At 58.9% G+C, this 24,645-nt stretch carries 26 protein-coding genes and 1 tRNA gene; 16 read left to right on the top strand and 11 right to left on the bottom strand.

What is annotated here, in order from left to right:
- Nucleotides 1-13 precede the first annotated feature (13 nt).
- The 3 genes from PMI27_RS09065 to PMI27_RS09075 all read right to left on the bottom strand — a co-directional run bounded on the left by PMI27_RS09065 (nucleotide 14) and on the right by PMI27_RS09075 (nucleotide 1,706).
- Nucleotides 14-499 carry a hypothetical protein gene (locus PMI27_RS09065; protein ID WP_008153398.1) on the bottom strand — a complete coding sequence of 162 codons (486 nt, stop codon included), beginning with the start codon at nucleotides 497-499 and terminating at the stop codon, nucleotides 14-16.
- A 171-nt stretch (nucleotides 500-670) separates the two neighbouring features.
- Nucleotides 671-1,144: a WbuC family cupin fold metalloprotein gene (locus tag PMI27_RS09070; RefSeq protein ID WP_008153399.1), complete on the bottom strand. Its 474-nt coding sequence runs from the start codon at nucleotides 1,142-1,144 to the stop codon at nucleotides 671-673.
- Nucleotides 1,145-1,148: 4 nt separating this feature from the next.
- Nucleotides 1,149-1,706 (bottom strand): hypoxanthine-guanine phosphoribosyltransferase, encoded by a 558-nt coding sequence (locus PMI27_RS09075; protein WP_008153401.1) that lies wholly within the window; start codon nucleotides 1,704-1,706, stop codon nucleotides 1,149-1,151.
- 163 nt (nucleotides 1,707-1,869) lie between these two features.
- Here PMI27_RS09075 and upp point away from each other — a divergent pair, with 163 nt between their 5' ends.
- Complete coding sequence (upp, locus tag PMI27_RS09080) at nucleotides 1,870-2,508, top strand: uracil phosphoribosyltransferase (RefSeq protein ID WP_008025893.1); 639 nt, start codon at nucleotides 1,870-1,872, stop codon at nucleotides 2,506-2,508.
- Nucleotides 2,509-2,510: 2 nt separating this feature from the next.
- Entirely contained in the window at nucleotides 2,511-3,785 is a 1,275-nt protein-coding gene (locus tag PMI27_RS09085) for a uracil-xanthine permease family protein (protein ID WP_008153403.1), read from the top strand.
- A gap of 111 nt (nucleotides 3,786-3,896) precedes the next feature.
- Here PMI27_RS09085 and hemH read toward each other — a convergent pair whose 3' ends face one another.
- Together hemH and PMI27_RS09095 are read right to left on the bottom strand one after the other, a co-directional pair.
- On the bottom strand, nucleotides 3,897-4,919 hold the full coding sequence (gene hemH, locus PMI27_RS09090) for a ferrochelatase (protein ID WP_008153404.1): 1,023 nt from the start codon (nucleotides 4,917-4,919) through the stop codon (nucleotides 3,897-3,899).
- A gap of 13 nt (nucleotides 4,920-4,932) precedes the next feature.
- The gene (locus PMI27_RS09095; RefSeq protein ID WP_008153405.1) at nucleotides 4,933-5,835 is read right to left on the bottom strand and encodes a TIGR01777 family oxidoreductase; all 903 of its coding nucleotides are present in this window, start codon (nucleotides 5,833-5,835) and stop codon (nucleotides 4,933-4,935) included.
- Between the two features lie 196 nt (nucleotides 5,836-6,031).
- On the opposite strand from PMI27_RS09095, the gene PMI27_RS09100 reads away from it, so the two are divergent.
- From PMI27_RS09100 to PMI27_RS09125, 6 genes are all read left to right on the top strand, one after another.
- Nucleotides 6,032-7,018, top strand: coding sequence for an NAD(P)/FAD-dependent oxidoreductase (locus PMI27_RS09100; protein ID WP_008153406.1), 987 nt, complete (start codon nucleotides 6,032-6,034; stop codon nucleotides 7,016-7,018).
- A gap of 132 nt (nucleotides 7,019-7,150) precedes the next feature.
- Nucleotides 7,151-8,110, top strand: a complete 960-nt coding sequence (locus tag PMI27_RS09105) for a 2-thiouracil desulfurase family protein (protein WP_008153407.1) — start codon at nucleotides 7,151-7,153, stop codon at nucleotides 8,108-8,110.
- Between the two features lie 10 nt (nucleotides 8,111-8,120).
- The gene (locus tag PMI27_RS09110) at nucleotides 8,121-9,062 is read left to right on the top strand and encodes a MerR family transcriptional regulator (RefSeq protein ID WP_008153408.1); all 942 of its coding nucleotides are present in this window, start codon (nucleotides 8,121-8,123) and stop codon (nucleotides 9,060-9,062) included.
- Between the two features lie 34 nt (nucleotides 9,063-9,096).
- Nucleotides 9,097-10,542: a deoxyribodipyrimidine photo-lyase gene (gene phrB / locus PMI27_RS09115; RefSeq protein ID WP_150113562.1), complete on the top strand. Its 1,446-nt coding sequence runs from the start codon at nucleotides 9,097-9,099 to the stop codon at nucleotides 10,540-10,542.
- Nucleotides 10,543-10,555: 13 nt separating this feature from the next.
- On the top strand, nucleotides 10,556-11,335 hold the full coding sequence (locus PMI27_RS09120) for an SDR family NAD(P)-dependent oxidoreductase (protein ID WP_008153412.1): 780 nt from the start codon (nucleotides 10,556-10,558) through the stop codon (nucleotides 11,333-11,335).
- Nucleotides 11,336-11,469: 134 nt separating this feature from the next.
- Nucleotides 11,470-11,775: a YkgJ family cysteine cluster protein gene (locus PMI27_RS09125; protein WP_008153413.1), complete on the top strand. Its 306-nt coding sequence runs from the start codon at nucleotides 11,470-11,472 to the stop codon at nucleotides 11,773-11,775.
- Nucleotides 11,776-11,955: 180 nt separating this feature from the next.
- On the opposite strand, the gene PMI27_RS09130 is transcribed toward PMI27_RS09125, so the two are convergent.
- The 6 genes from PMI27_RS09130 to hemA form a co-directional block, all read right to left on the bottom strand.
- Nucleotides 11,956-12,474 carry an acyloxyacyl hydrolase gene (locus PMI27_RS09130; RefSeq protein ID WP_008153415.1) on the bottom strand — a complete coding sequence of 173 codons (519 nt, stop codon included), beginning with the start codon at nucleotides 12,472-12,474 and terminating at the stop codon, nucleotides 11,956-11,958.
- Between the two features lie 112 nt (nucleotides 12,475-12,586).
- Nucleotides 12,587-13,378: a glutamate racemase gene (gene murI, locus PMI27_RS09135; RefSeq protein WP_008153416.1), complete on the bottom strand. Its 792-nt coding sequence runs from the start codon at nucleotides 13,376-13,378 to the stop codon at nucleotides 12,587-12,589.
- Nucleotides 13,371-14,126 (bottom strand): molybdopterin-synthase adenylyltransferase MoeB, encoded by a 756-nt coding sequence (locus PMI27_RS09140; RefSeq protein WP_008153418.1) that lies wholly within the window; start codon nucleotides 14,124-14,126, stop codon nucleotides 13,371-13,373. Before PMI27_RS09140 ends, murI begins: the two co-directional genes overlap by 8 nt.
- Complete coding sequence (prmC, locus tag PMI27_RS09145; protein WP_008153419.1) at nucleotides 14,120-14,950, bottom strand: peptide chain release factor N(5)-glutamine methyltransferase; 831 nt, start codon at nucleotides 14,948-14,950, stop codon at nucleotides 14,120-14,122. Before prmC ends, PMI27_RS09140 begins: the two co-directional genes overlap by 7 nt.
- A complete protein-coding gene (prfA, locus tag PMI27_RS09150; RefSeq protein WP_008153421.1) occupies nucleotides 14,951-16,033 on the bottom strand; it encodes a peptide chain release factor 1 in 1,083 nt (360 codons plus the stop codon). It abuts the gene before it with no gap.
- Complete coding sequence (hemA, locus tag PMI27_RS09155) at nucleotides 16,030-17,319, bottom strand: glutamyl-tRNA reductase (RefSeq protein ID WP_008153422.1); 1,290 nt, start codon at nucleotides 17,317-17,319, stop codon at nucleotides 16,030-16,032. The genes prfA and hemA overlap by 4 nt, the downstream gene beginning before the upstream one ends.
- Nucleotides 17,320-17,601: 282 nt before the next feature.
- Between hemA and PMI27_RS09160 the strand changes: the two genes are divergently transcribed.
- The 8 genes from PMI27_RS09160 to ychF all read left to right on the top strand — a co-directional run bounded on the left by PMI27_RS09160 (nucleotide 17,602) and on the right by ychF (nucleotide 24,522).
- Nucleotides 17,602-19,326, top strand: coding sequence for a tetratricopeptide repeat protein (locus PMI27_RS09160; RefSeq protein WP_008153423.1), 1,725 nt, complete (start codon nucleotides 17,602-17,604; stop codon nucleotides 19,324-19,326).
- 4 nt (nucleotides 19,327-19,330) lie between these two features.
- Complete coding sequence (gene lolB / locus PMI27_RS09165) at nucleotides 19,331-19,948, top strand: lipoprotein insertase outer membrane protein LolB (protein WP_008153427.1); 618 nt, start codon at nucleotides 19,331-19,333, stop codon at nucleotides 19,946-19,948.
- Between the two features lie 2 nt (nucleotides 19,949-19,950).
- On the top strand, nucleotides 19,951-20,802 hold the full coding sequence (gene ispE / locus PMI27_RS09170; RefSeq protein ID WP_008153428.1) for a 4-(cytidine 5'-diphospho)-2-C-methyl-D-erythritol kinase: 852 nt from the start codon (nucleotides 19,951-19,953) through the stop codon (nucleotides 20,800-20,802).
- Between the two features lie 37 nt (nucleotides 20,803-20,839).
- A tRNA-Gln gene (locus tag PMI27_RS0229660) sits at nucleotides 20,840-20,914 on the top strand.
- 45 nt (nucleotides 20,915-20,959) lie between these two features.
- Nucleotides 20,960-21,901, top strand: a complete 942-nt coding sequence (locus PMI27_RS09175) for a ribose-phosphate pyrophosphokinase (protein WP_003208392.1) — start codon at nucleotides 20,960-20,962, stop codon at nucleotides 21,899-21,901.
- Between the two features lie 141 nt (nucleotides 21,902-22,042).
- Nucleotides 22,043-22,645 carry a 50S ribosomal protein L25/general stress protein Ctc gene (locus PMI27_RS09180; RefSeq protein ID WP_008153429.1) on the top strand — a complete coding sequence of 201 codons (603 nt, stop codon included), beginning with the start codon at nucleotides 22,043-22,045 and terminating at the stop codon, nucleotides 22,643-22,645.
- Between the two features lie 169 nt (nucleotides 22,646-22,814).
- Entirely contained in the window at nucleotides 22,815-23,399 is a 585-nt protein-coding gene (gene pth, locus PMI27_RS09185) for an aminoacyl-tRNA hydrolase (protein ID WP_008153430.1), read from the top strand.
- A 22-nt stretch (nucleotides 23,400-23,421) separates the two neighbouring features.
- On the top strand, nucleotides 23,422-24,522 hold the full coding sequence (gene ychF / locus PMI27_RS09190) for a redox-regulated ATPase YchF (protein WP_008153431.1): 1,101 nt from the start codon (nucleotides 23,422-23,424) through the stop codon (nucleotides 24,520-24,522).
- The last annotated feature ends 123 nt before the right edge of the window (nucleotides 24,523-24,645 follow it).

Genomic DNA, 24,645 nt, shown 5'->3' with positions numbered 1-24,645 from the left:
CTTGCCACCGGGCTCAACGCGGACGAACAGCGCCCGTGTGCAGATCGGCCCAGACATGACCGTTGGCGTAGCTGAGGAACTGGCAATACACCGTGTCATTGCGCAACAAGTCGATCACCACCCGGTACTGGGCCATCGGGTAAAACAGCGTCAGGGTTTTGCTCTTGTCGTCGTAGATCGGCTTTTTCAGGCTTTTGCTTTCGCCATCGAAATTGACCAGCACCTGGTTGATGGTCGCGCCCTTGTTCAAGGATTTGCCCTTGAGACGGATCAGCAATGGTGAGGTCACCGGAATCGGCTGTTGGTTGGACTGACGTTGACTGCCGACCACCACCGAGTACTCGGTAACCTGCAACAGCTGTTGCTGCTCGGGCTCCGCGTCACGCAGGGTCAGGTCATCCGGGGGCAGGAACTGCGCGTGCATCGGCGCCGGGGCGGCCGCCAGCGGCAGGCTGACGGTCAGCAACAGGGCGGCGCAGCTACGGATCAAAAGGCTCATGACAGACTCCGGAGGGCGAGGCCGAGCACTCTAGCATGGGTATTTGAAATTACTTCTGTGGACGCGATCCACTGTGGGAGCGAGCCTGCTCGCGATTACGTCGGCACATCCAGCATAAGTGTGTCACTCAGACCGCTATCGCGAGCAGGCTCGCTCCCACAGGGTATGTGTTCAATCGAACTGCGCGCGCATCCACGCCTGATACTCAGCCACACCAGGCTCGCCTTCGCGCGGCGCCCAGTGAGCAAGCTCACCTTCACCGACCGGGCGATACGGGCCCGCCTTGCACTCGAACATCAGGCTGTCCGTTTCCAGTACCACCAGGCTATGGAACACACCGGCTGGCAGGTCCACGCCGAGACAGTCGCCACCGGCCTGCAGGATTTGTTTGTTCACCACCGCGCCTGACTCATCGAAGATCAACACACCCAGTCGCCCTTTGAGGACCAACAAGGTTTCAGCCTTGTTTTCCCCCAAGTGCCGGTGAGGCGGGATATAGGTGTCAGGCTGCAAGCCAACCACCATGCGATGACAGGCGTCTTCCATCTGATGGAAGTTGTGATGCTGACGCCCGCGAGGATTGGCTGCGGCTTTCTCGGCCAATTCAGCGAACAGGGTTTGATCGAGAAAGCTCGGAGCGGTCATTTTCTTACATGCCTTTAACAGCAAAAATCCCGTTGGCGTTACGCCAGTAGCCTTTGTAGTCCATGCCGTAACCGAAGATGTAACGGTCGATGCATGGCAGGCCGACGAAATCGGCTTTCAGGTCCGGGCGAGCCTTGCGGTCGTGGTCCTTGTCGATCAGCACGGCGGTGTGCACAGCGCGGGCGCCGGCGTGTTTGCAGTAGTCGATGATCGCGCCCAGGGTGTGACCTTCATCGAGGATGTCGTCGATGATCAGCACGTCGCGGTCGAGGAACGACACTTCCGGCTTGGCTTTCCAGAACAGGTCGCCGCCGCTGGTTTCGTTGCGATAACGAGTGGCGTGCAGGTAGGACGCTTCCAGCGGGAAGTTCAGATGGGTCAGCAGCTTGCCGGAGAAAATCAGCCCGCCGTTCATCACGCAGAACACCACCGGATTGCTTTCAGCCAGCTGGTCGTTGATTTGTGCACCGACGCGGGCGATGGCCGCCTCGACTTCAGCTTCGGTGTACAGGCAGTCAGCCTCTCGCATGATTTGACGGATATGCTCGAGATCAGCGGACATGGCGTTCTCCAGGGGGTGGCGGTTCAGGAAAAGCGGGCAAAGGTACGCATCAAGCGAGGCCAGATCAAGCGTTTGTGGACTAACGTTCTGAATGTCTATAGGACAACACCCTCGGATAGATTAATCTAGGCCGGTTTTTTTGCCCGCCGCCGGAGCCTTTCCCATGCCCATCCTCGAGATCCGCCATCCGCTGATCCGCCATAAACTCGGTCTTATGCGCCGCGCCGACATCAGCACGAAGAATTTCCGTGAGCTCGCTCAGGAAGTCGGTGCCCTGCTGACCTATGAAGCCACCAAAGATCTGCCGCTGGAAAGCTACGACATCGAAGGCTGGTGCGGCACGGTGTCGGTCGAGAAAATCGCCGGCAAGAAAATTACTGTAGTACCGATCCTGCGCGCCGGCATCGGCATGCTCGAAGGCGTGCTGAGCCTGATCCCGGGCGCCAAAGTCAGCGCCGTGGGCGTGGCCCGCAATGAACAAACGTTGCAGGCTCATACCTACCTGGAAAAACTGGTCCCGGAAATCAACGAACGCCTGGCGATGATCATCGACCCGATGCTCGCCACCGGCAGTTCCATGGTCGCGACCATCGACCTGCTGAAAAAGGCCGGTTGCCGGGATATCCGCGCAATGGTGCTGGTGGCGGCCCCTGAAGGCATTGCCGCCGTAGAGAAGGCTCACCCGGACGTGACCATCTACACCGCGTCCATTGACGAAAAACTGAACGAACACGGTTACATCATCCCAGGCCTGGGCGATGCCGGTGACAAGATCTTCGGCACCAAGCAGAAGGACGCTTGAGCATGCAGCAAGAGTTCAACGATCCGCTCTGGCGCACGGTGCTGTCGGGTGCGCAGATGCTGTTCGTGGCCTTCGGCGCTCTGGTGTTAATGCCGTTGATTACCGGCCTCGACCCGAACGTGGCGCTGTTCACCGCAGGCCTGGGGACGATTCTGTTCCAGATCGTCACCGGGCGTCAGGTGCCGGTGTTCCTGGCGTCGAGCTTTGCCTTCATCACCCCGATCATTCTCGCCAAGGGCCAATTCGGTCTCGCGGCGACCATGGGCGGCGTGATGGCGGCCGGTTTCGTCTACACCTTCCTTGGCCTTGCGGTGAAGATCAAAGGCACCGGTTTCATTGACCGCCTGCTGCCACCCGTGGTGATTGGCCCGGTGATCATCTCCATCGGCCTGGCCATGGCGCCGATCGCCGCCAACATGGCAATGGGCAAGGCTGGCGACGGCACCGAACTGATTCATTATCAGACCGCAATGCTGATCTCGATGCCCGCGCTGCTGACCACCCTGATCGTCGCGGTGTTCGGTAAAGGCATCTTCCGCCTGGTGCCGATCATCTCGGGCGTGTTGGTGGGTTTTGCGATGGCGTTTTATTTCGGCGTCGTTGATACCGCGAAAATTGCTGCTGCACCGTGGTTTGCAATCCCGCACTTCACCGCGCCGGAATTCAACTGGCAGGCGATTCTGTTCATCGTTCCGGTGGCCCTGGCTCCGGCCATCGAGCACATCGGCGGCGTGATCGCTGTCGGTAGCGTGACCGGTCGCGATTACCTGAAGAAACCCGGCCTGCACCGCACCCTGCTCGGCGATGGCATTGCCACCACCGCAGCCGGCCTGTTTGGCGGTCCACCCAACACCACCTATGCCGAAGTGACTGGCGCGGTGATGCTGACCAAGAACTACAACCCGAAGATCATGACCTGGGCGGCGATATTCGCCATCAGCCTGGCGTTCATCGGCAAGTTCGGCGCGCTGCTGCAAAGCATTCCGGTGCCGGTGATGGGCGGGATTCTGTGCCTGTTGTTCGGTTCGATTGCGGCGGTGGGCATGAACACCCTGATTCGCCACAAGATCGATCTGGGCGAAGCACGCAATCTGGTGATTGTCTCGGTGACCCTGGTGTTCGGGATTGGCGGCGTACTGGTCGGCACCGGCACAGGGCCGGACGACTTCGGCCTCAAAGGCATCGCGCTGTGCGCGGTGACGGCGATTGCGCTGAACCTGTTGCTGCCGGGTAATGACAGCTGGAAGCACAAGAAGGCGAATGAGTCACTGCTGTAAGCCGATCTTGAGATTGCTATCGCGGGCAAGCCTCGCTCCTACAGGTTTTGTGTCGATCTATGGAACGATGACATCCTGTAGGAGCGAGGCTTGCCCGCGAAGCTTTTGGGCTTACAACGCCAACGGCGCTCGTTCACACAAGGTGCTCAACGCCCGCGCCCACTGCGGATCGTCGTTAAGACACGGCACCAGCACCAACTCCTCTCCCCCCGCCTCGCGGAACAACTCCTTGCCGCGATCCCCGATCTCTTCCAGCGTCTCGATGCAATCGGCAACGAACGCCGGGCACATCACCAGCACTTTCTTCACGCCCATTCCCGCCAACTCATCAAGGCGCGCTTCGGTGTAGGGTTCGATCCATTTGGCCCGCCCCAGACGCGACTGAAACGACACCGACCACTTGCCGTCCGGCAATCCCACGCGTTTGGCAAACTCTGCCGCCGTACGCAGGCATTGCCCGCGATAACAGGTCGCGACCACTTCCGGGGGGGCACCCGCGCAGCAATCGCCGCCCCCCTCAAAACTGTGGCCGGGATTGAGCTTCTTCAGATGCCGCTCCGGCAATCCGTGAAAGCTTAACAGCAGGTGATCGTAATCCTGCTGCAAATGCGGCTTGGCGCTGGCCACCAGTGCATCAAGGTATTCCGGTTGATCGTAGAACGGCTGGAGAATCGAAAACTGCACATCCAGCTGCTTTTCGCGCACCACCCGCTTGGCCTCCTCGATCACCGTGGTCACGGTGCTGTCGGCGAACTGTGGATAGAGCGGTGCGAGTGTGACCCGCTTGTGACCCTGGGCCGCCAGTCGCACCAGCGCCGACTCAATCGACGGCTCACCGTAACGCATCGCCAGTTCCACCGGCCCGTGACGCCACTGGGCAGTCATGGCCTGTTGCAGGCGACGGCTGAGCACCACCAACGGCGAGCCCTCCTCCCACCAGATCGAGGCGTAGGCGTGGGCCGACTGTTCCGGGCGCTTGAACAGGATCAGCGACACCAGCAAGCGTCGCACCGGCCATGGCAGGTCGATCACATACGGGTCCATCAGAAATTGATTGAGGTAACTGCGCACATCCGCCACCGAGGTGGAAGCCGGTGAGCCCAGATTGACCAGAAGCAATGCGTGATCGGTCATGCAACGTCCTATTTCAAAGGCGGTTGGAAAGGTCGTCCAGAGCCGCGCGCAAATCAGTGAACTGGAAAGTGAAACCCGCTTCCAGCAAGCGAGCCGGTACGGCCTTCTGGCCACCCAGCAACAGCAATGACAACTCGCCCAGACACACCTTCAACGCCAGGGCCGGCATGGGCATGAACGTCGGGCGGTGCAGCACGCTGCCTAACGTATTGGCGAACTCGCGGTTGCGCACCGGCTTGGGCGCGCAGGCATTATAAGGACCACTGGTGTCTTCCTGATGCAGAAGAAAATCAATCAGGGCGATTTGATCGTTGATATGGATCCACGGCATCCACTGCCGGCCACTGCCGATAGGCCCGCCCAGTCCCACTTTGAACGGCAGCAACAGCCGCGACAAAAAGCCGCCCTCGGCCGACAACACCAGCCCGGTGCGGATGAGAATCACGCGAATGCCCAACGCCTCGGCGCGCTGGGCTGTTTCTTCCCAGGCAATGCACAACTGGCTGGCGAAATCATCGATGACCGGTGGAGATTTCTCGGTCAATTCGCGTTCCCCGCCGTCGCCATACCAGCCAATAGCAGAGCCCGAAATCAATACCTGCGGTTTCTGCGCGCGGCTTTCGAGCCAGGCCAGCATCGTTTCGGTCAGCGTGATCCGGCTACTCCAGAGCAGCGCCTTGCGCTTGGACGTCCATGGCCGGTCGGCAATCGGTGCGCCCGCCAGATTGATAATGGCATCAACCGTTTCTTGTCTAAGGTCCTCGAACAGTGCGATTCCCCGCACCTGCGCACCGCAAATTTTCGCGACCTTTTCAGGTGTGCGGCTCAAGACAGTCAAACGATGTCCCTGACTCAACCAGTGTCGGCAGAGCTGACGTCCTATCAAACCAGTACCGCCGGTCAGCAATATGTGCATGACTTCTTCCTCGCGTGGCGTTTTACCTTGATCACTAGTCTATTTTTATAAGCAGGGATCTTTGGTATCGGGCAGGCTCTGTGTTTAACAATAGGCCAAGCTGTCAGAACGAGAACGCTAAAAGTTATACCAAAAAACAATATTGTACAGGTTTCAACCACGGCGTAGTCTGTACAGAAAGGTAAACGAGGCCCCTATGACTGTACCTATCGCAATCATCGGCACCGGCATCGCCGGGCTCTCCGCCGCCCAGGCCCTGACAGAGGTCGGGCACGTCGTTCAACTTTTCGATAAAAGCCGCGGCAGTGGCGGACGCATGTCAAGCAAGCGCAGCGATGCGGGGGCTCTGGACATGGGCGCGCAATATTTCACCGCCCGCGATCGCCGCTTCGTCACGGAAGTCCAGCGCTGGCAAGGCAACGGCTGGGTCGCTGAATGGATGCCGCAGCTCTACACCTACCATGGCGGCCAGCTCAGCCTGTCGCCGGACGAACAGACTCGCTGGGTCGGCACGCCGCGCATGAGCGCCATCACCCGCGGCCTGCTCGGCGACCTGGAAGTGCATTTCGCCTGCCGCATTACCGAGGTCTATCGCGGCGAGGAGCACTGGCATCTGCAGGACGCCGAAGGCTTCACCCACGGCCCGTTCAGTCATGTGATCATCGCCACGCCGGCGCCTCAGGCGACTGCACTGCTGGCCACCGCACCGAAACTCGCCGGTGCCGCCGCCGGGGTGAAAATGGACCCGACCTGGGCTGTCGCGCTGGCGTTCGAGACACCGCTGGATACGCCCATGGAAGGCTGTTTCGTACAGGACAGTCCACTCGACTGGCTGGCTCGCAACCGCAGCAAACCCGGGCGCGATAACACCCTCGATACATGGGTGCTGCATGCAACCAGTGCCTGGAGCCGGCAACATATCGACCTGTCCAAGGAAGCGGTGATCGAGCAATTGCACGGCGCATTTGCCGAATTGCTGCACGACGCCATGCCCGCCCCGACCTTCAGCCTCGCCCACCGCTGGCTCTACGCTCGACCCGCCAGCAGCCATGAATGGGGAGCCCTGGCCGATGCCGATCTGGGCCTTTATGTGTGTGGCGACTGGTGCTTGTCCGGTCGTGTCGAAGGCGCCTGGCTCAGCGGCCAGGAAGCCGCCCGCCGCTTGCACGCGCATCTGCAGTGAACCGCATCGATCTGGTAGGAGGCCGACGGTAAAACCTATACAAAGAATTTGACTTGTACACCTTTGAATCTATGATGAAGTTATGTTGTACAGACCGAACAGTCTGTACAGGTTTAGATTCGAGGTGCTCCGATGCCCCACGTCACCGTGAAACCGAAGATCGCCATCAGCGCCTGCCTGATGGGCGCAGAAGTGCGTTTCAACGGTGGGCACAAGGCGTCGCGGCTGTGCAGTCGCACCCTCACGGACTATTTCGATTTTGTCCCGGTCTGTCCGGAAGTCGCCATCGGTCTCGGCATTCCCCGTGAACCAATCCGTCTGGTGGGCGATCCACAACATCCAGAAGCTATCGGTACCGTTAACACAACACTCAATGTCACCCGGCCGCTCGCCGAGTACGGTCAGAAAATGGCCGCGGAACTGGGCGACATCTGCGGCTACATCTTCATGCAGAAATCCCCGTCATGCGGCCTGGATCGGGTCAAGGTCTACCACGCCAACAGTGTGCCGGTGGACGGTGGTGGCCGTGGTATCTACGCCCAGGCGTTCTGCGCGCGGCATCCGGATTTGCCGGTGGAAGAAGACGGCCGACTCAACGACCCGGTGCTGCGAGAAAACTTCCTCACCCGCGTGTTCGCCTACAGTGCCTGGCAGCAGTTGCTGCGCGACGGCCTGACTCGCCGTGGCCTCACGGACTTTCACTCGCGCTACAAATACCTGCTGATGGCCCACAACCCGGTGCACTACAAAACCCTGGGTAACCTGCTGGGCAACATGGGCCAGACCGACCCGAACGAACTCGGCCCACGCTACTTCAGCGAGCTGATGGCAGCCTTGAAGAAATGCGCCACCCGCCGCACCCACACCAACGTCCTGCAACACATCAGTGGCTATCTCAAACAGGCCATCAGCCCTGAAGACAAACAGGAAGTGCAACACGTCATCGGTCAGTACCGCCACGGCATCGTGCCGTTGGTGGTGCCGTTGACGCTGCTCAAACACTACTTCCGTCAACACCCGGATCCCTACATTGCACAACAGGTTTACCTGCAACCGCATCCGGAAAATCTCAGCCTGCGAAACGCGATCTAATGCCAATCCAATGAAAAGCCCACTCGACACCAGCGCCAGCGAAGACCTCGGCGCCGACTTCAAGAAAGCCCTCGACGACGGCTGGCTGCCGATCCGTGAGGTCGCGCGGCAGACCGGTGTCAACGCCGTCACCCTGCGAGCCTGGGAACGGCGTTATGGCCTGATCATGCCGCAACGCACGCCAAAGGGTCATCGACTGTTCTCTGCCGAACACGTTCAACGCATCCTGACGATCCTCACCTGGCTCAACCGTGGCGTGGCCGTCAGCCAGGTCAAGCCACTGCTCGACACCCCGCAGGCCTTTACCGAATCCGTCGAAAGCGATTGGCAAGTGCTGCGCCATACGCTGCTGCAAGCGGTCACTCAACTGAACGAACGCACCGTTGATGACACTGTCAATCAGGCCATGGCGCTGTATCCACCACGGACCTTGTGCGCACAACTGCTGATGCCATTGCTGGCTGAACTGGAGCAACGCTGGCAAGGCCAGTTCGGCGCGCAGATGGAGCAAGTGTTTTTTTATTCCTGGTTACGCAGCAAATTTGGCGCACGCATCTACCATAACAACCGTCAGTTACGCACCGCGCCACTGTTGTTGATCAATCACTCGGACCTGCCACTGGAACCTCACCTGTGGCTGACCGCCTGGTTGATCAGCAGCGCCGATTGCCCGGTGGAAGTGTTTGACTGGCCGCTCCCCGCTGGCGAACTCGCGCTGGCGGTCGATCATCTGCAAGCCCGCGGCGTACTGCTGTATTCCAGCAAGGCGATGAATCTTTCGCAGCTGCCGAAACTTTTGAATGGTGTCAGTTGCCCAAAAATGATTGCCGGACCAACGGTATGCATCCACCACACCGAGTTGTCCGCACGAACGTTCAAGATTACTGATTTGTTCCTGGCTGAAGATCCGTTAGCCGCTCATCAGGGCCTGGTTCAGCGTGGGCTCATTTAATGGCGAATTTTTAATGAATCGTGCGGACTCCTCTGTGCAATTGATCTGGCTGCGCAGCGACTTGCGCCTACAGGACAACACCGCCCTCTCGGCCGCCGCAGCCCGCGGCCCGACTGTGGCGGTGTATCTGCTGAGCCCGGAGCAATGGCTGGAGCACGATGACGCGCCGTGCAAAGTGGATTTCTGGCTGCGCAACCTGAGCGAGTTACGCGGCGCGCTGGATGAGCTGAACATTCCCTTGTTGATCCGCAAGGCATCTCGCTGGGATGAGGCACCCAGGGTGCTGCTCGATCTTTGCCAACAGTTGAAGATTGGCGTGGTGCACGTCAACGAGGAGTACGGCATTCATGAAAGCCGTCGTGACGCAGCCGTGGCCGAAACACTGAAAGCCAATTGCATCGACTTTTTTAGCTACCTTGATCAACTGCTGTTAAAACCGGGCACCGTACTGACCAAAACGGGCACTTACTTTCAGGTTTTCAGCCAGTTCCGCAAGGTGTGTTACGACCGCCTGCGCGGGTCGTTACCGAAGCGGGTCGCAGCACCCGCCGCGCAGGCGCCGCTGGCGATCAGCAGCGACAAGATCCCATCAAATGTTGAAGGCTTCGCAACGCCGAGCGACAGTTTGCGCCGTCTATGGCCTGCCGGTGAAGCCGAAGCCCACCGTCGCCTCGACACCTTTGCCGACGCCCAGATTGACGACTACAAAAGCGAACGCGATTTCCCGGCAAAACCCGGCACCAGTCAGCTGTCGGCCTATCTCGCCGCCGGGGTGATTTCCCCCCGTCAGTGTCTGCACGCCGCGCTGCAAAGCAATCAGGGCGAGTTCGAAAGTGGCAAGGTCGGTACCGTCACCTGGATCAACGAATTGCTGTGGCGTGAATTCTACAAACACATTCTGGTGGGCTACCCACGAGTCTCGCGTCATCGCGCCTTCCGACCGGAAACCGAAACCCTCGCCTGGCGCGATGCCCCGGATGAACTCCTGGCCTGGCAAGAGGCCCGTACCGGCCTGCCGATTATCGACGCGGCCATGCGCCAATTGCTTGAAACCGGCTGGATGCACAACCGTCTGCGCATGGTGGTGGCGATGTTCCTGACCAAGAACCTGCTGATTGACTGGCGTGAAGGCGAGCGTTTTTTCATGCGTCATCTGATCGATGGCGACCTGGCGGCGAACAACGGTGGCTGGCAGTGGAGTTCGTCCACGGGCACCGATTCAGCGCCCTACTTCCGGATTTTCAACCCGCTGAGCCAGTCGGAGAAATTCGACAGCGAGGGGCTGTTCATCAAGCACTGGCTGCCAGAACTGGCCGGGCTGAACAAGAAGGATGTGCACAACCCGGCGAACCTTAGCGGCCTGTTCGGCGTGGCGGATTATCCGTCGCCGATCGTCAATCTGAGCAGCTCTCGCCAACGGGCGCTGGCCGCGTTCAAGAATCTGCCATCAAAAGAACACGCCGGGCGATTGCCTGACTGAAAAGGAGAATGGGATGAGTTTTACACCTCCACGGCGCTACTGGCTGACAGGTGCCAGCAACGGCATTGGCGCCTCGCTAGCCGAAGAAATACTGAAAACCGGTGCTCACCTCGCGGTGAGCGCTCGCTTGGTGGCGCCACTCAAAGTCTTGTCCCAGCGTTATCCGGGGCAAGTGCTGGTGGTGGCCGGTGACCTGACCAACAGCCAGACCGTGCGAGAAATCGGCGAACAGATCGCCGAGGCGTGGGGAGCTCTGGACACAGTTATTCTCAACGCCGGCACTTGCGAATACGTCGACGTTCAGCAGTTCGATTCGTCGATCGTCGAGCACGTAGTGCGCACCAACCTGCTTGCCAGCAGCTATTGCATCCAGGCTGCCCTGCCGCTTTTGCGCGCAGGCACCGCGCCGTATCTGGTGGGCGTCGCCAGCTCGGTTACCTACCTGCCGCTGCCACGGTCCGAGGCGCATGGTGCCTCAAAGCCCGGGCTGCGTTACCTGTTTGAATCGTCGCGAATTGATCTTGCGCCGGAAGGCATCGAAGTCACCGTGGTCAGCCCGGGGTTTGTCGAGACGCCGCTGACGGCGCAAAACGTCCCCATGCCACTCAACTGGCCGCCGGACAAGTCTGCACGCTACATCTTCGCTGAACTCAAGAATCGTCCGCTGGAGATAGCCTTTCCGGCGTTGTTCATGGCCGACCTCTGGCCATTGTCGACAATACCCAACCGAGGAAAACTGGCAATCGGCAAACGCATGGTGCGCAGCAATCCGCCGATCAAGGACCAGCCGTGAAATCACCCGCATCTCAAGGCTGATCGCACCTGGCTGCTGAATCGCAGCCATAAGATCACCCTGTTCGAACCCGGCAACCAAGCGTCCGTCAGGCCTTTCACACAGCACCGGCTCACTGCCTTACACTGGGCGCCATGAAAACCATTCCCCATACGCAAATCGCCGAGCCTGCGGTCACCTGCTCGACCTGCGCAGCTTGCTGCTGTCAGCTCGAAGTCATGCTGATCACGGACACGGGCGTGCCCGAACGTTTTATCGATACCGATGACTGGGGTGGGGAGGTCATGCTGCGTCTGGATGACGGCTGGTGCGCCGCGCTGGATCGCAACACGATGATGTGCACCATCTATGAAAAACGCCCGTTGATCTGCCGGGAGTTCGAGATGGGCGCACCAGAATGCATCGACGAACGCCAAGGGATTACCACGGCGTATCGGTGAACAAGCAGGCACCAAAATCAAATGTGGGAGCGAGCCTGTGTGGCGAGGGGATTTATCCCCGTTGGGCTGCAGAGCAGCCCCGGCATTTCAAAGTTAAACCGCGTTTACGACTGCTTCGCAGTCGAACGGGGATAAATCCCCTCGCCACATGGATCGCTCCCACATTAAAAGCGCCAAGGCTTAGAGCGGCATCGTGTAGTGCAGCGAGTAGCTTTCTACGCCGTCGTTGTAACTGTTAAGACCGGCATTGGAGTAGTGCGTCGCACGAATCCCGACTTCATGTCCGCCCGCAAAGCGCAGACCAAAGCCGAATCGGTCTTCGAACTGAAAAGCACCACCGAGGTTGTTGTTTTCAAGTTCGCTATGAGAGAACAACGCCACGCCAATCCCGGCCTCCAGGTACGGCTTGACGTTTTGACCGGCAAACTCGTAAACAAACACAGGCGAGAACGACAGGCTGTGGTTGCTGGAGGTCGTGTCGCCTTCCCAATAGGTGTAGGCACCGCTCCAGTAACCGGTCACACGACCGATATCACTCTGCAACCAGCTCTTGTCCCAATCGAATTGCATGCCCAGTCGATAGGTCATGGTCGAGTCGCTAGTCTGGCCGACCGCGAACTCCACGCCTGCCGCCTGTGCGGTAAAACTGTGCCCCATCAGTGCGGCCGCAATCGCGGCCAAGCAGGATAGTCGCTTCATTAGAAACATCCTTTTCCGAACGATTTCGTATGGTTTTTTTGTTGCTTGACGCTATAGAAGTCGACGATTAATTAGAAGCTCACCCCAATTACTCGTTTGCCCCGAGTTTTGTTTACTCCTTGAAGCTTCGCACAACACCAGCGGTATTCCACAGTATTGGCAAGATATTTCTGAAATGCTCCGGATCGGCACTCGTCCAGAACTGCGCAGCACGTGCAGGCTCCTCGGCGAGCAATTCCCGCTCGGCCAACAATCGCTGAAGTTGCCGTGCTACAGCGGCACCGGTATCAATCAAGCTGATGTCATCGGGGATCATCTGCTTAAGCAACGGCTTTAGGAAGGGATAATGCGTGCAGCCAAGAATTATCGTGTCGCACCCGGCACCGAGCAGCGGTTCGACATACCTGGCCAGCAACTGGCGCAATGCCTCGCTGTGCAGATCGCCGTTTTCAATCAGCTCCACCAGGCCGGGGCACGGCTGGGTGATGACTCGCACATCGGTGGCGAAACGGTCGAGCAACGCGGCGAACTTGGCACTCTGCAAGGTGCCGGTGGTGGCGAGCACACCGACCACACCGCTGCGGGTGGCGGCAGCGGCCGGTTTGACCGCCGGCTCCATGCCGACGATGGGCCACTCGGGATAATCGCGTCGCAAGTCGGCAACGCCAGCGACCGTCGCCGTGTTGCAGGCCAGCACCAAGGCCTTGGCGCCCTGCTGCTGAAAAAAACCGGCCATCACGCTGCAGCGATGACGGATGAATTCCGGGGTTTTCTCGCCGTAGGGAATATTCCCGCAATCGGCGACATACAACAGTGATTCGTTGGGCAGCAAACGCTGGATCTCGGCCAGCACCGAAAGCCCACCGACGCCGGAGTCGAACACGCCAATCGGCGCTTCACGCATGCTTCGAACCACAAACGCTGCAGCCCGGATCTCGCTTGACCCGCAATTCGCGAAAGCGCGAGCCCAAGGCATCGATCAACAACAGGCGCCCCACCAGCGGCTCGCCGAAACCCACCAGCAACTTCATGGCTTCCAGCGCCTGGAGGCTGCCCACCAGGCCAACCAATGGCCCTACGACGCCAGCTTCGCTGCAGGTCAGTTCGGCTTCGCTGCCGTGACCATATAAACAGTGGTAGCACGGGCTTTCAGGACGACGCGGGTCAAACACCGACAACTGCCCTTCCAGCCGAATCGCTGCGCCGCTCACCAGAGGTTTGCCGGCGGCGACACACGCAGCGTTGACCGCTTCGCGGGTGGAGAAATTGTCGGAACAGTCCAACACCAGATCCACAGCAGCCACGGCGGCGGCCAGGGAATCTTCGTCCAGCGCGGTGCGATGGGCGATCAACTGAATTTCGGGGTTGATTGCAGTCAGTCGGCGAATCGCCGAATCGACTTTACTCAGGCCGACGCTGTCGGTGTCGTGAACGATCTGGCGTTGCAGGTTGGTCAGGTCGACAGTGTCGAAGTCCGCCAAATGCAACTCGCCAACGCCGGCGGCAGCCAGATACAGCGCAACCGGCGAGCCGAGGCCGCCGAGGCCGACGATCAACACGCGGCTTTCTTTCAGTCGCAACTGGCCGTCGATGTCGACGTGTTGCAACAGAATCTGTCGACTGTAGCGCAATAATTCCTGATCATTCAGCACGGCAGGCGCCCCAGGCTGATACGTTCGTGACCGCCCAGATCGGTGCGGCTGTGGACTTCTTCAAAGCCGCGGGTCAGCAGCAAATCGCGTACCGCAGTAGCTTGATCGTAACCGTGTTCAAGCATCAGCCAACCGCCCGCTTCCAGATAATCCGGCGCCTGGGCGACGATCAGACGCAGATCGTCGAGCCCATCGACGCCGGCCACCAGGGCACTGGCCGGTTCGAAGCGCACATCGCCTTCCACCAGATGCGGATCGGCGGAGGCAATGTAAGGCGGGTTGCTGATGATCAGCTGAAAACGCTGACCTTCCAGCGCACTGAACCAATGACTGCTCAGCACGGTGGCGTTGTTCAGATGCAAGCGCTGGCGATTGCGCTCGGCCAGGGCCACGGCTTCGAGCACGCGATCCACGGCGGTCACCTTCCAGGCTGGACGCTCGCTGGCCAGGGCCAATGCAATGGCGCCGCTGCCGGTGCCGAGGTCGAGGACCTTGGCAGGTGTGGCTGGCAGGAGTTCAAGCGCCGCTTCCACTAACAGCTCGGTGTCCGGGCGCGGGATCAGCGTGTGCGGCGCCACTTCCAGATCAAGCTTCCAGAAACCTTGCTGACCGAGGATGTAAGCCACTGGCTCACCGCCACGACGGCGCTGCAAATACTCGGCAAATTTAAGCGCCGCTTCGCTTGGAACGATACGCTCGGGCCAGGTGTGCAAAAAACTGCGGGACTTGCCCAACGCAGCGGCCAGCAACAATTCCGCATCCAGGCGCGCGGAGGGCGAATCTGGCAGGTCGGCGGCGCGCAACAAACTGGCAATGATCGTCATTTACTCACCTATCGCTGCCAATTGGTCGGCCTGGTATTCGGCCAGCAACGGCTCGATCACCGCATCGACGCCACCCGCGAGGATTTCGTCGAGGGAATACAGCGTCAGGTTGACCCGGTGGTCGGTGACCCGCCCCTGGGCAAAGTTGTACGTGCGGATCCGCTCCGAGCGATCGCCCGAACCGACCAGCAACTTACGCTCGCTGGCGATAGCGTTCGCGGCGGCGCTGGTCTGCTGATCATTGAGCTTGGCCGACAGCCAGGACATCGCCCGGGCGCGGTTCTTGTGCTGGGAACGCTCTTCCTGGCACTCGACGACAATACCGGACGGTAAGTGCGTGATGCGGATCGCCGAGTCCGTTTTGTTAACGTGCTGACCACCGGCACCGGAGGATTTGTAGGTATCGATGCGCAAATCCGAGGGGTTGATCTCGATTGCTTCCTGCTCGTCCGGCTCGGGCAACACGGCTACGGTGCAGGCCGAGGTGTGGATGCGACCCTGGGATTCGGTAGCGGGAACCCGTTGTACGCGGTGGGCACCGGATTCGAATTTCAGCTTGCCGTAGACGTTGTCGCCTTCGACGCGAGCGATGACTTCTTTAAAGCCGCCGTGTTCACCGATGTTCTCCGAGAGGATTTCCACCCGCCAGCCGCGACGCTCGGCGTAACGCGAATACATGCGGAACAGGTCGCCGGAGAAAATCGCCGCCTCGTCACCGCCGGTGCCAGCGCGGATTTCGAGGAACACGTTGCGCCCATCGTTCGGATCCTTGGGCAGCAGCATGCGTTGCAGGCTGGCTTCGATGTCGATCAGTTGCTCTTTGGCTTCGCGGACTTCTTCCACGGCCATTTCACGCATGTCCGGGTCGCTGTCCTTGAGCAGCGCCTGAGCGCCCTCGAGATCGCTTTGTACCTTGAGCAACTGTTTATAGGTTTCGACAATCGGTTCGACTTCCGCGTATTCCTTGGAATAGGTGCGGAATTTGGCCTGATCGGAAATGACTTCGCCGTCGCCAAGCAAGGCGGTCAATTCCTCGAAACGGTCCTGGAGGATGTCCAGCTTATTGAGCAGTGACGCTTTCATTGCGGTTTTTTATCCGAAAAGCTATCCGATGAGCCCTCATTCAGGGCAAAGAGTTCCTGGGCCATGGCCAGCGCATCGAGGCGGCCTTCGGCAGAGAGCTTTTTCAACTGCACGCTCGGTGCGTGCAAGAGTTTGTTGGTCAGGCCCCGCGCCAGCTGCACCAGCACGTCTTCGGCGCTGCTGCCGTTGGCCAGCATGCGCTGAGCCTTCTGTAATTCTTCGTCGCGCAGGCGCTCGCTTTGTTGGCGATAGGCCTTGAGCACATCCACCGCCGCCAGTTCACGCAGGCGAACCATGAAATCTTCGGCACCCACCGAGACCATCTCTTCCGCCGCCTGGGCTGCGCCCTGGCGACTCTTGAGGTTCTCGGCGACCACTTCGTGGAGATCGTCGACGCTATACAGGTAAACGTCGTCCAGTTCGCCGACTTCCGGCTCGATATCCCGGGGGACGGCGATGTCTACCATGAAGATCGGCTTGTGCTTGCGCAGTTTCAAGGCGCTTTCCACCGCGCCCTTGCCCAGGATCGGCAACTGGCTGGCGGTGGAGCTGATAACGATGTCGCTGCGCACCAGTTCCGCCGGGATGTCCGAGAGCAACACCGCGTGGGCGCCGAACTGCTCGGCCAGAATGCTCGCGCGCTCCAGGGTGCGGTTGGCGACGACGATGCGTTTCACACCCAATTCGTGCAGGTGGCGGGCGACCAGGGTGATGGTCTCGCCGGCACCGATCAGCAAGGCCTGGCTGCGTTGCAAGTCGCTGAAAATCTGTTTTGCCAGACTGACCGCGGCAAACGCCACGGATACCGGGTTCTCGCCGATAGCGGTGTCGGTGCGCACCTGTTTGGCCGCATTGAACGTGGCCTGGAACAGCCGCCCGAGCAACGGACCGATGGTGCCGGCCTCGCGGGCCACGGCGTAGGCCGATTTCATCTGGCCGAGAATCTGCGGTTCGCCCAACACCAGCGAATCGAGCCCGGATGCCACCCGCATCATGTGACGAACTGCCGCATCATCTTCGTGCACATAAGCGCTCGCGCGCAGCTCTTCGAGGCTCAAATGGTGATAATCGGCCAGCCAGCGCAGGATGACGTCCGCCGAAAGGTGATCCTGTTCTATATAGAGTTCACTGCGATTGCAGGTGGAGAGGATCGCAGCTTCGCGGCTGTCGGTGAGTCGGCAGAGCTGCTGCAAAGCCTCCACCAGCTGCTCAGGGGTAAAGGCCACGCGCTCGCGGACGTCTACTGAAGCAGTCTTGTGGTTAATACCGAGTGCAAGGAAGGCCATTCAAGGTCGCTGATGGTGACGTGAAGCCGGCAATTGTCCTACTTCGACAGAGCCAGAACAACTATTCGATATCTATCGCCCCTGTAGGAGCCGCCGAAGGCTGCGATCTTTTCAGGTTTCAAAGGTGCCGCACAGGCAAGATCAAAAGATCGCAGCCTGCGGCAGCTCCTACGATTGTCCCAATGACCTGCCTCTATAAAGGCGCCAATTGAGACTCGGTTATGTTTGGCCGAAGGCTTGTGTCATGATGATCCGACCGCAGGTTAGTCGTCCTCTTCCTATATGAATAGATCTTCCGCGTTGCTCCTCGCTTTTGTCTTCCTCAGCGGCTGCCAGGCCTTGGCACCCGTTTCGTCGGACGGTACGCCGCCGGTCGAAGACAGCACTCCGGCCCCTGAAAAGCCCAAGGTTTACAGCTCATTCAGTGAAGAAACCATCTTCAGTCTGTTGAGCGCCGAACTGGCTGGCCAGCGCAATCGTTTCGACATTGCCCTGGACAACTACGTGACCCAGGCGATCAACACTCAGGATCCGGGCGTCTCCGAGCGTGCATTCCGTATCGCCGAGTACCTGGGCGCCGATCAGGCTGCCCTGGACACCGCGTTGATCTGGGCGAAAAACGCGCCGCAAGACCTCGAGGCGCAACGGGCCGCTGCCGTGCAACTGGCTCGTGCCGGGCGTTATGACGACTCCATGGCCTATATGGAGAAAGTCCTGCAGGGCAAGGGCGACACGCATTTCGACTTCCTCGCCCTGTCTGCGGCCGATACCGACCAGGACACGCGCAACGGCTTGATGAAAAGTTTTGACCGTTTATTGCAGCGCCATCCGAACAACAGTCAGCTGATTTTCGGCAAAGCGTTGCTTCTGCAACAGGACGGTGACGCCAAGGGTGCGCTGGGCCTGCTGGAAGACAATCCTCCGGACGAAGGCGAAATAGCACCGATTCTGCTGCGCGCACGCCTGCTGCAGACCCTCAGTCGTGGCGATGAAGCCTTGCCGCTGCTGCAAAAAAGCATCAAGAAATACCCGGACGACAAACGCCTGCGCCTGACTTATGCGCGCATGCTGGTTGAACAGGACCGCATGGACGACGCCAAAGCCGAGTTCTCGAGCCTGGTTCAGCAGTACCCTGAAGACGACGAACTGCGTTACTCCCTGGCGTTGGTCTGCCTGGAAGCCAAGGCCTGGAATGAGGCCAAGGGCTATCTGGAAGACCTGATTGCCCGGGAAAGCCATGTCGATTCGGCGCACTTGAACCTCGGTCGTATCGCTGAAGAGCGCAATGACCCTCAAGGAGCGCTGATCGAGTACGCCCAGGTCGGCCCGGGCAACGATTACCTGCCGGCGCAATTGCGTCAGGCCGATATCCTGATGAATAACGGCAAGACCGCCGAAGCCCAAAGCCGCCTGGCTGCGGAGCGCGATGAGCAGCCCGATTACGCGATTCAGTTGTATTTGATCGAAGCCGAAACCTTGTCCGCCAATAAACAGCCCGACAAGGCCTGGAATGTATTGAAGCAAGCCTTGCAGCAATACCCGGACGATCTGAATCTGCTGTACACCCGCGCCATGCAAGCGGAAAAACGCAATGACCTGGCGCAGATGGAAAAAGACCTGCGCCTGATCATCAAGCGCGACCCGGACAACGCGATGGCGTTGAACGCCCTCGGTTACACCCTGTCCGACCGTACGACGCGCTACGCCGAAGCCAAGGCCTTGATCGAACAGGCACACAAGATCAATCCGGAAGACCCGGCGGTACTCGACAGCCTCGGCTGGGTGAACTTCCGCATGGGCAATTTCGACGAAGCCGAACGCCTGCTGCGTCAGGCGCTGGAGCGCTTCCCCGATCAAGAAGTCGCCGCGCACCTGGGCGAAGTCCTGTGGGCCAATGGCAAGCAACGGGAAGCCAGACAAATCTGGAGCAAGTTCCTCAAGGAACAGCCCGACAGCCCCATCCTGCGCGGCACCATCAAGCGCCTGACCGGATCAGAGACTCTTTAAGATTATGTTTTTGCGCCACCTCATTGTTTTCAGTTTCATCGCCCTGCTCGCCGGTTGTGCGGGCTTCGGCGCCCGCGAATCGGTCCAGGGCAAAGGCAACCCGGCCCAATGGCGCGAGTACAAACAGCAACTGACCAGCCTCGACGGCTGGCAGATCAACGGCAAGATCGGCATTCGCGCCCCGAAAGACTCGGGCAGCGGCACGTTGTTCTGGCTGCAGCGACAGGATTACTACGACATTCGCCTCTCCGGCCCCCTGGGTCGCGGGGCAGCACGCCTGACCGGCCGCCCGGGCAAAGTCTCGCTGGAAGTCGCCAACCAGGGCCGCTATGAAGCGCCGACGCCTGAAGTATTGGTCGAAGAACAACTGGGCTGGAAGTTACCGGTGTCCAATCTGGCCTGGTGGGTTCGCGGGCTCCCGGCTCCGAACAGCAAAAGCCGTCTGACGCTGGATGCCGACAGCCGCCTGGCCAATCTTGAGCAGGATGGCTGGCAGGTCGAATACCTCAGCTATGCCGAGCAAAACGGCTTTTGGCTGCCCGAGCGGATCAAACTGCACGGCACCGACCTTGACGTCACGCTGGTGATCAAGGAATGGCAACCTCGCAAATTGGGGCAGTGAACATGACCGCTCCGCGCTTGACGCTGCCCTCTCCGGCCAAACTCAATCTGATGCTGCACATCCTCGGTCGCCGTGAAGACGGTTATCACGAGTTGCAGACTATTTTTCAGTTTCTCGATTACGGCGATGAAATCACGTTCGCCGTTCGTGATGACGGTGTGATTCGACTGCACACCGAATTCGATGGCGTTCCTCACGACAGCAATCTGATTGTTCGAGCAGCAAAAAAACTTCAGGAGCAATCCGGTTGTTCGCTCGGTATCGACATCTGGATCGAAAAAATTCTGCCCATGGGCGGTGGCATCGGTGGTGGCAGTTCAAATGCTGCGACGACTTTGCTCGGCCTCAATCATCTCTGGCAACTGGGTTGGGATGAGGATCGACTGGCCGTTCTAGGCCTGACGCTTGGCGCCGACGTCCCGGTTTTCGTGCGTGGGCACGCGGCTTTTGCAGAAGGCGTGGGGGAGAAACTGACCCCTGTAGACCCCGAAGAACCGTGGTATCTCGTGCTTGTGCCGCAAGTCTCTGTAAGTACAGCAGAAATTTTTTCAGATCCGTTGTTGACACGTAACTCTTCTCCCATTAAAGTGCGCCCCGTTCCCAAGGGAAACAGTCGAAATGACTGCTTACCGGTGGTAGCAAGGCGTTACCCAGATGTACGTAACGCATTGGATTTGTTAGGTAAATTTACCGAAGCAAAACTCACCGGAACTGGAAGTTGTGTGTTTGGGGGCTTCCCAAGCAAAGCTGAAGCTGATAAAGTCTCGGCCCTTCTTACAGAGACCCTTACAGGGTTTGTAGCAAAGGGAAGCAACGTTTCGATGTTGCATCGCAAGCTGCAAAGTCTGCTCTAAAAGGAATCGAGTACTGGGTACTCGTTGCAACAGATACAGGGGCGTCGCCAAGCGGTAAGGCAGCAGGTTTTGATCCTGCCATGCGTTGGTTCGAATCCAGCCGCCCCTGCCATTTTCTATACTCATCCAGGTTACCCTCAGCCTCTAGGTACTGCGCGTGTCCAAGATGATGGTCTTTACGGGGAACGCTAACCCCGATCTGGCTCGGCGTGTTGTACGTCAGCTGCATATCCCTCTCGGTGACATCTCTGTCGGTAAGTTCTCCGACGGCGAAATTACTGCCGAGATCAATGAAAACGTCCGCGGTAAAGATGTCTTCATTATTCAGCCGACTTGCGCTCCGACTAACGATAACCTGATGGAACTGGTAGTGATGGCTGATGCCTTCCGCCGCTCCTCGGCTACTCGTATCACTGCTGTTATTCCTTACTTTGGTTATGCCCGTCAGGATCGCCGTCCGCGTTCCGCACGTGTGGCTATCAGCGCGAAAGTCGTTGCTGACATGCTTACCGTAGTCGGCATCGACCGTGTTCTCACGGTTGATCTGCATGCTGACCAAATCCAGGGTTTCTTCGATATTCCGGTAGATAACATCTACGGCTCCCCGGTATTGGTGGATGACATTGAAGATCAGCGCTTCGAAAACCTGATGATCGTGTCCCCGGACATTGGCGGCGTCGTGCGTGCACGTGCTGTTGCCAAATCCCTGGGCGTGGATCTCGGGATCATCGACAAACGCCGTGAGAAAGCCAATCACTCTGAAGTGATGCATATCATCGGTGATGTCGAAGGGCGTACCTGTATTCTGGTCGATGACATGGTCGATACCGCCGGCACTCTGTGCCACGCGGCCAAGGCCCTGAAAGAGCATGGCGCTGCCAAGGTTTTCGCCTACTGCACACACCCTGTGCTGTCCGGTCGGGCGATCGAAAACATCGAAAACTCAATGCTGGACGAACTGGTGGTGACTAACACCATCCCGTTGTCCGCTGCTGCTCAAGCCTGCTCGCGTATCCGTCAACTGGATATCGCGCCGGTAGTTGCCGAAGCGGTTCGCCGCATCAGCAACGAAGAATCGATCAGCGCGATGTTCCGTTAAGGGCCCTGCCCTTCTCGACTATCTCGTTGACGAAAAGCGCCCCGCCCCGGCATTCCTGTCGGGGCGGGGCTTTTTTGCCCATATCGCCTTTAGCGCTGGTCGCAAACGCTGGGGCGAATGTGGTTATTTTGGAGATACAACATGAACGAATTTACTCTGAATGCTGAAGTGCGTTCCGACCTGGGGAAAGGTGCGAGCCGCCGCCTGCGTCGTCTCGCAAGCCTGGTACCAGCTGTAGTTTACGGTGGCGAAAAAGCCCCTGAATCCATCAGCATGCTGGCTAAAGAAGTTGCCAAACTGCTCGAAAACGAAGCGGCTTACAGCCACATCATCGAGCTGAACGTTGGCGGCACCAAGCAAAACGTAATCATCAAAGCTCTGCAGCGTCACCCGGCCAAAGGCCACGTGTTGCACGCTGACTTCGTACGCGTTGTAGCTGGCCAGAAACTGACCGCTATCGTGCCTGTACACTTTGTTGGTGAAGAAGCTCCGACCAAGAAAGGCGGCGAAATTTCGCACGTTGTTTCGGAAATCGAAGTGACCTGCCTGCCGAAAGACCTGCCTGAATTCATCGAAGTTGACCTGGCTAACGCCGAAGTTGGCTCGATCATTCACCTGTCCGACCTCAAAGCCCCTAAAGGCGTTGAGTTTGTTGCTCTGGCACACGGTGATGACAAGGCTGTTGCCAACGTTCACGCTCCACGTGTTGCTCCAGAAGCTACTGAAGAAGGCGCAGCAGAGTAATTTCACTCTGTTCGCCGGAGTGACCGGAAACATCGCGGACTAGAGCGTAGCGAGAAAGCGGGCGAGAACGCGGAGTTTACATAATGGTAAATGAGCACTTGTCGTCCACTTTCGCCGCACACACCTGTCGCGGCGATGTTATCCACCACTCCAAGGAAGGGCCCCTATCGTGACTGCCATCAAACTGATCGTTGGCCTGGGAAATCCAGGCGCTGAATACGAACAGACCCGGCATAACGCAGGGGCCCTTTTTGTTGAGCGCATCGCGAACGCACAAGGCGTAAACCTTGTGGCGGATCGCAAGTATTTCGGCCTGACCGGGCGCTATTCGCATCAAGGTCAGGATGTTCGTCTGCTGATTCCCACCACCTACATGAACCGCAGCGGCCAGGCCGTCGCGGCACTTGCCGGCTTCTTCCGCATTACGCCTGAAGAAATCCTGGTGGCGCATGACGAACTCGACCTGCCACCTGGCGTTGCCAAGCTCAAACAGGGCGGCGGCCATGGCGGTCACAACGGGTTGCGCGACATCATCGCGCAGCTGGGCAATCAGAATACCTTTCACCGCTTGCGGCTTGGCATTGGCCACCCGGGCGTTGCCAGTATGGTTTCAAATTTCGTCCTGGGTCGTGCGCCACGCGCCGAACAGGAAAAACTCGATGCCAGCATCGACTTTGCCCTCGGCGTGCTGCCGGATATCCTCGCCGGTGAATGGAACCGCGCGATGAAAAACCTGCACAGCCAGAAGGCCTGACTCACTCCTCGGGGAAAACACCATGGGATTCAATTGCGGCATCGTCGGCCTGCCTAACGTCGGCAAGTCCACCCTATTCAACGCCCTGACCAAATCCGGGATCGCGGCCGAGAACTTCCCCTTCTGCACCATCGAGCCGAACACCGGTATCGTGCCGATGCCGGATCCACGTCTGGAAGCCCTGGCGGCCATCGTCAATCCAAAGCGCATCCTGCCGACCACCATGGAATTCGTCGACATCGCAGGCCTGGTTGCCGGCGCCTCGAAAGGTGAAGGCCTGGGCAACAAGTTCCTCGCCAACATCCGTGAAACCGATGCCATCGCGCACGTAGTCCGCTGCTTCGAAGACGAGAACGTGATTCACGTCTCCAACAGCGTCGACCCGAAACGCGACATCGAAATCATCGACCTGGAACTGATCTTTGCCGACCTCGACAGCTGCGAGAAGCAACTGCAGAAAGTCGCCCGCAACGCCAAGGGTGGCGACAAGGACGCCGTGGTCCAGAAAGGCCTGCTGGAGCAATTGATCGCTCACTTCACCCTCGGCAAGCCTGCTCGTACGCTGATGAAGACCATGGGCGCCGACGACAAAGCGGTGATTCGTGGCTTCCACCTGCTGACCACCAAACCGGTCATGTACATCGCCAACGTCGCTGAAGACGGTTTCGAGAACAACCCGCTGCTGGACATCGTTAAAGCCATCGCCGAAGAAGAAGGTGCCATGGTGGTTCCGGTCTGCAACAAGATCGAAGCCGAAATCGCCGAGCTGGAAGACGGTGAAGAGAAAGACATGTTCCTCGAAGCCCTGGGCCTCGAAGAACCTGGCCTGAACCGCGTAATCCGCGCTGGCTACGAAATGCTGCACCTGCAGACCTACTTCACCGCCGGTGTCGAAGAAGTCCGCGCCTGGACCGTCCGCGTGGGTGCCACCGCACCGCAAGCCGCTGGCGTGATCCACACCGACTTCGAGAAAGGCTTCATCCGCGCCGAAGTCATCGCCTACGACGACTTCATCCAGTACAAGGGCGAAGCCGGCACCAAAGAAGCTGGTAAATGGCGTCTGGAAGGCAAGGACTACATCGTTAAAGACGGCGACGTGATGCACTTCCGCTTCAACGTGTAACGGTGACCGTGGATTTACACGGAACTCGATAGACTGAAAATCCCCGTAATCACTCGCTGATACGGGGATTTTTGCATCTTGGGATCACCATCTTCCTCGACTGGACGCAGACCTTGCGGACCT

The sequence above is a fragment of the Pseudomonas sp. GM41(2012) genome, assembly GCF_000282315.2.
In the GTDB taxonomy this organism is placed as follows: Bacteria; Pseudomonadota; Gammaproteobacteria; order Pseudomonadales; family Pseudomonadaceae; genus Aquipseudomonas.
Note: the sequence above shows the minus strand (reverse complement) of the source record. Positions and strands in the feature narration are given on the sequence as shown.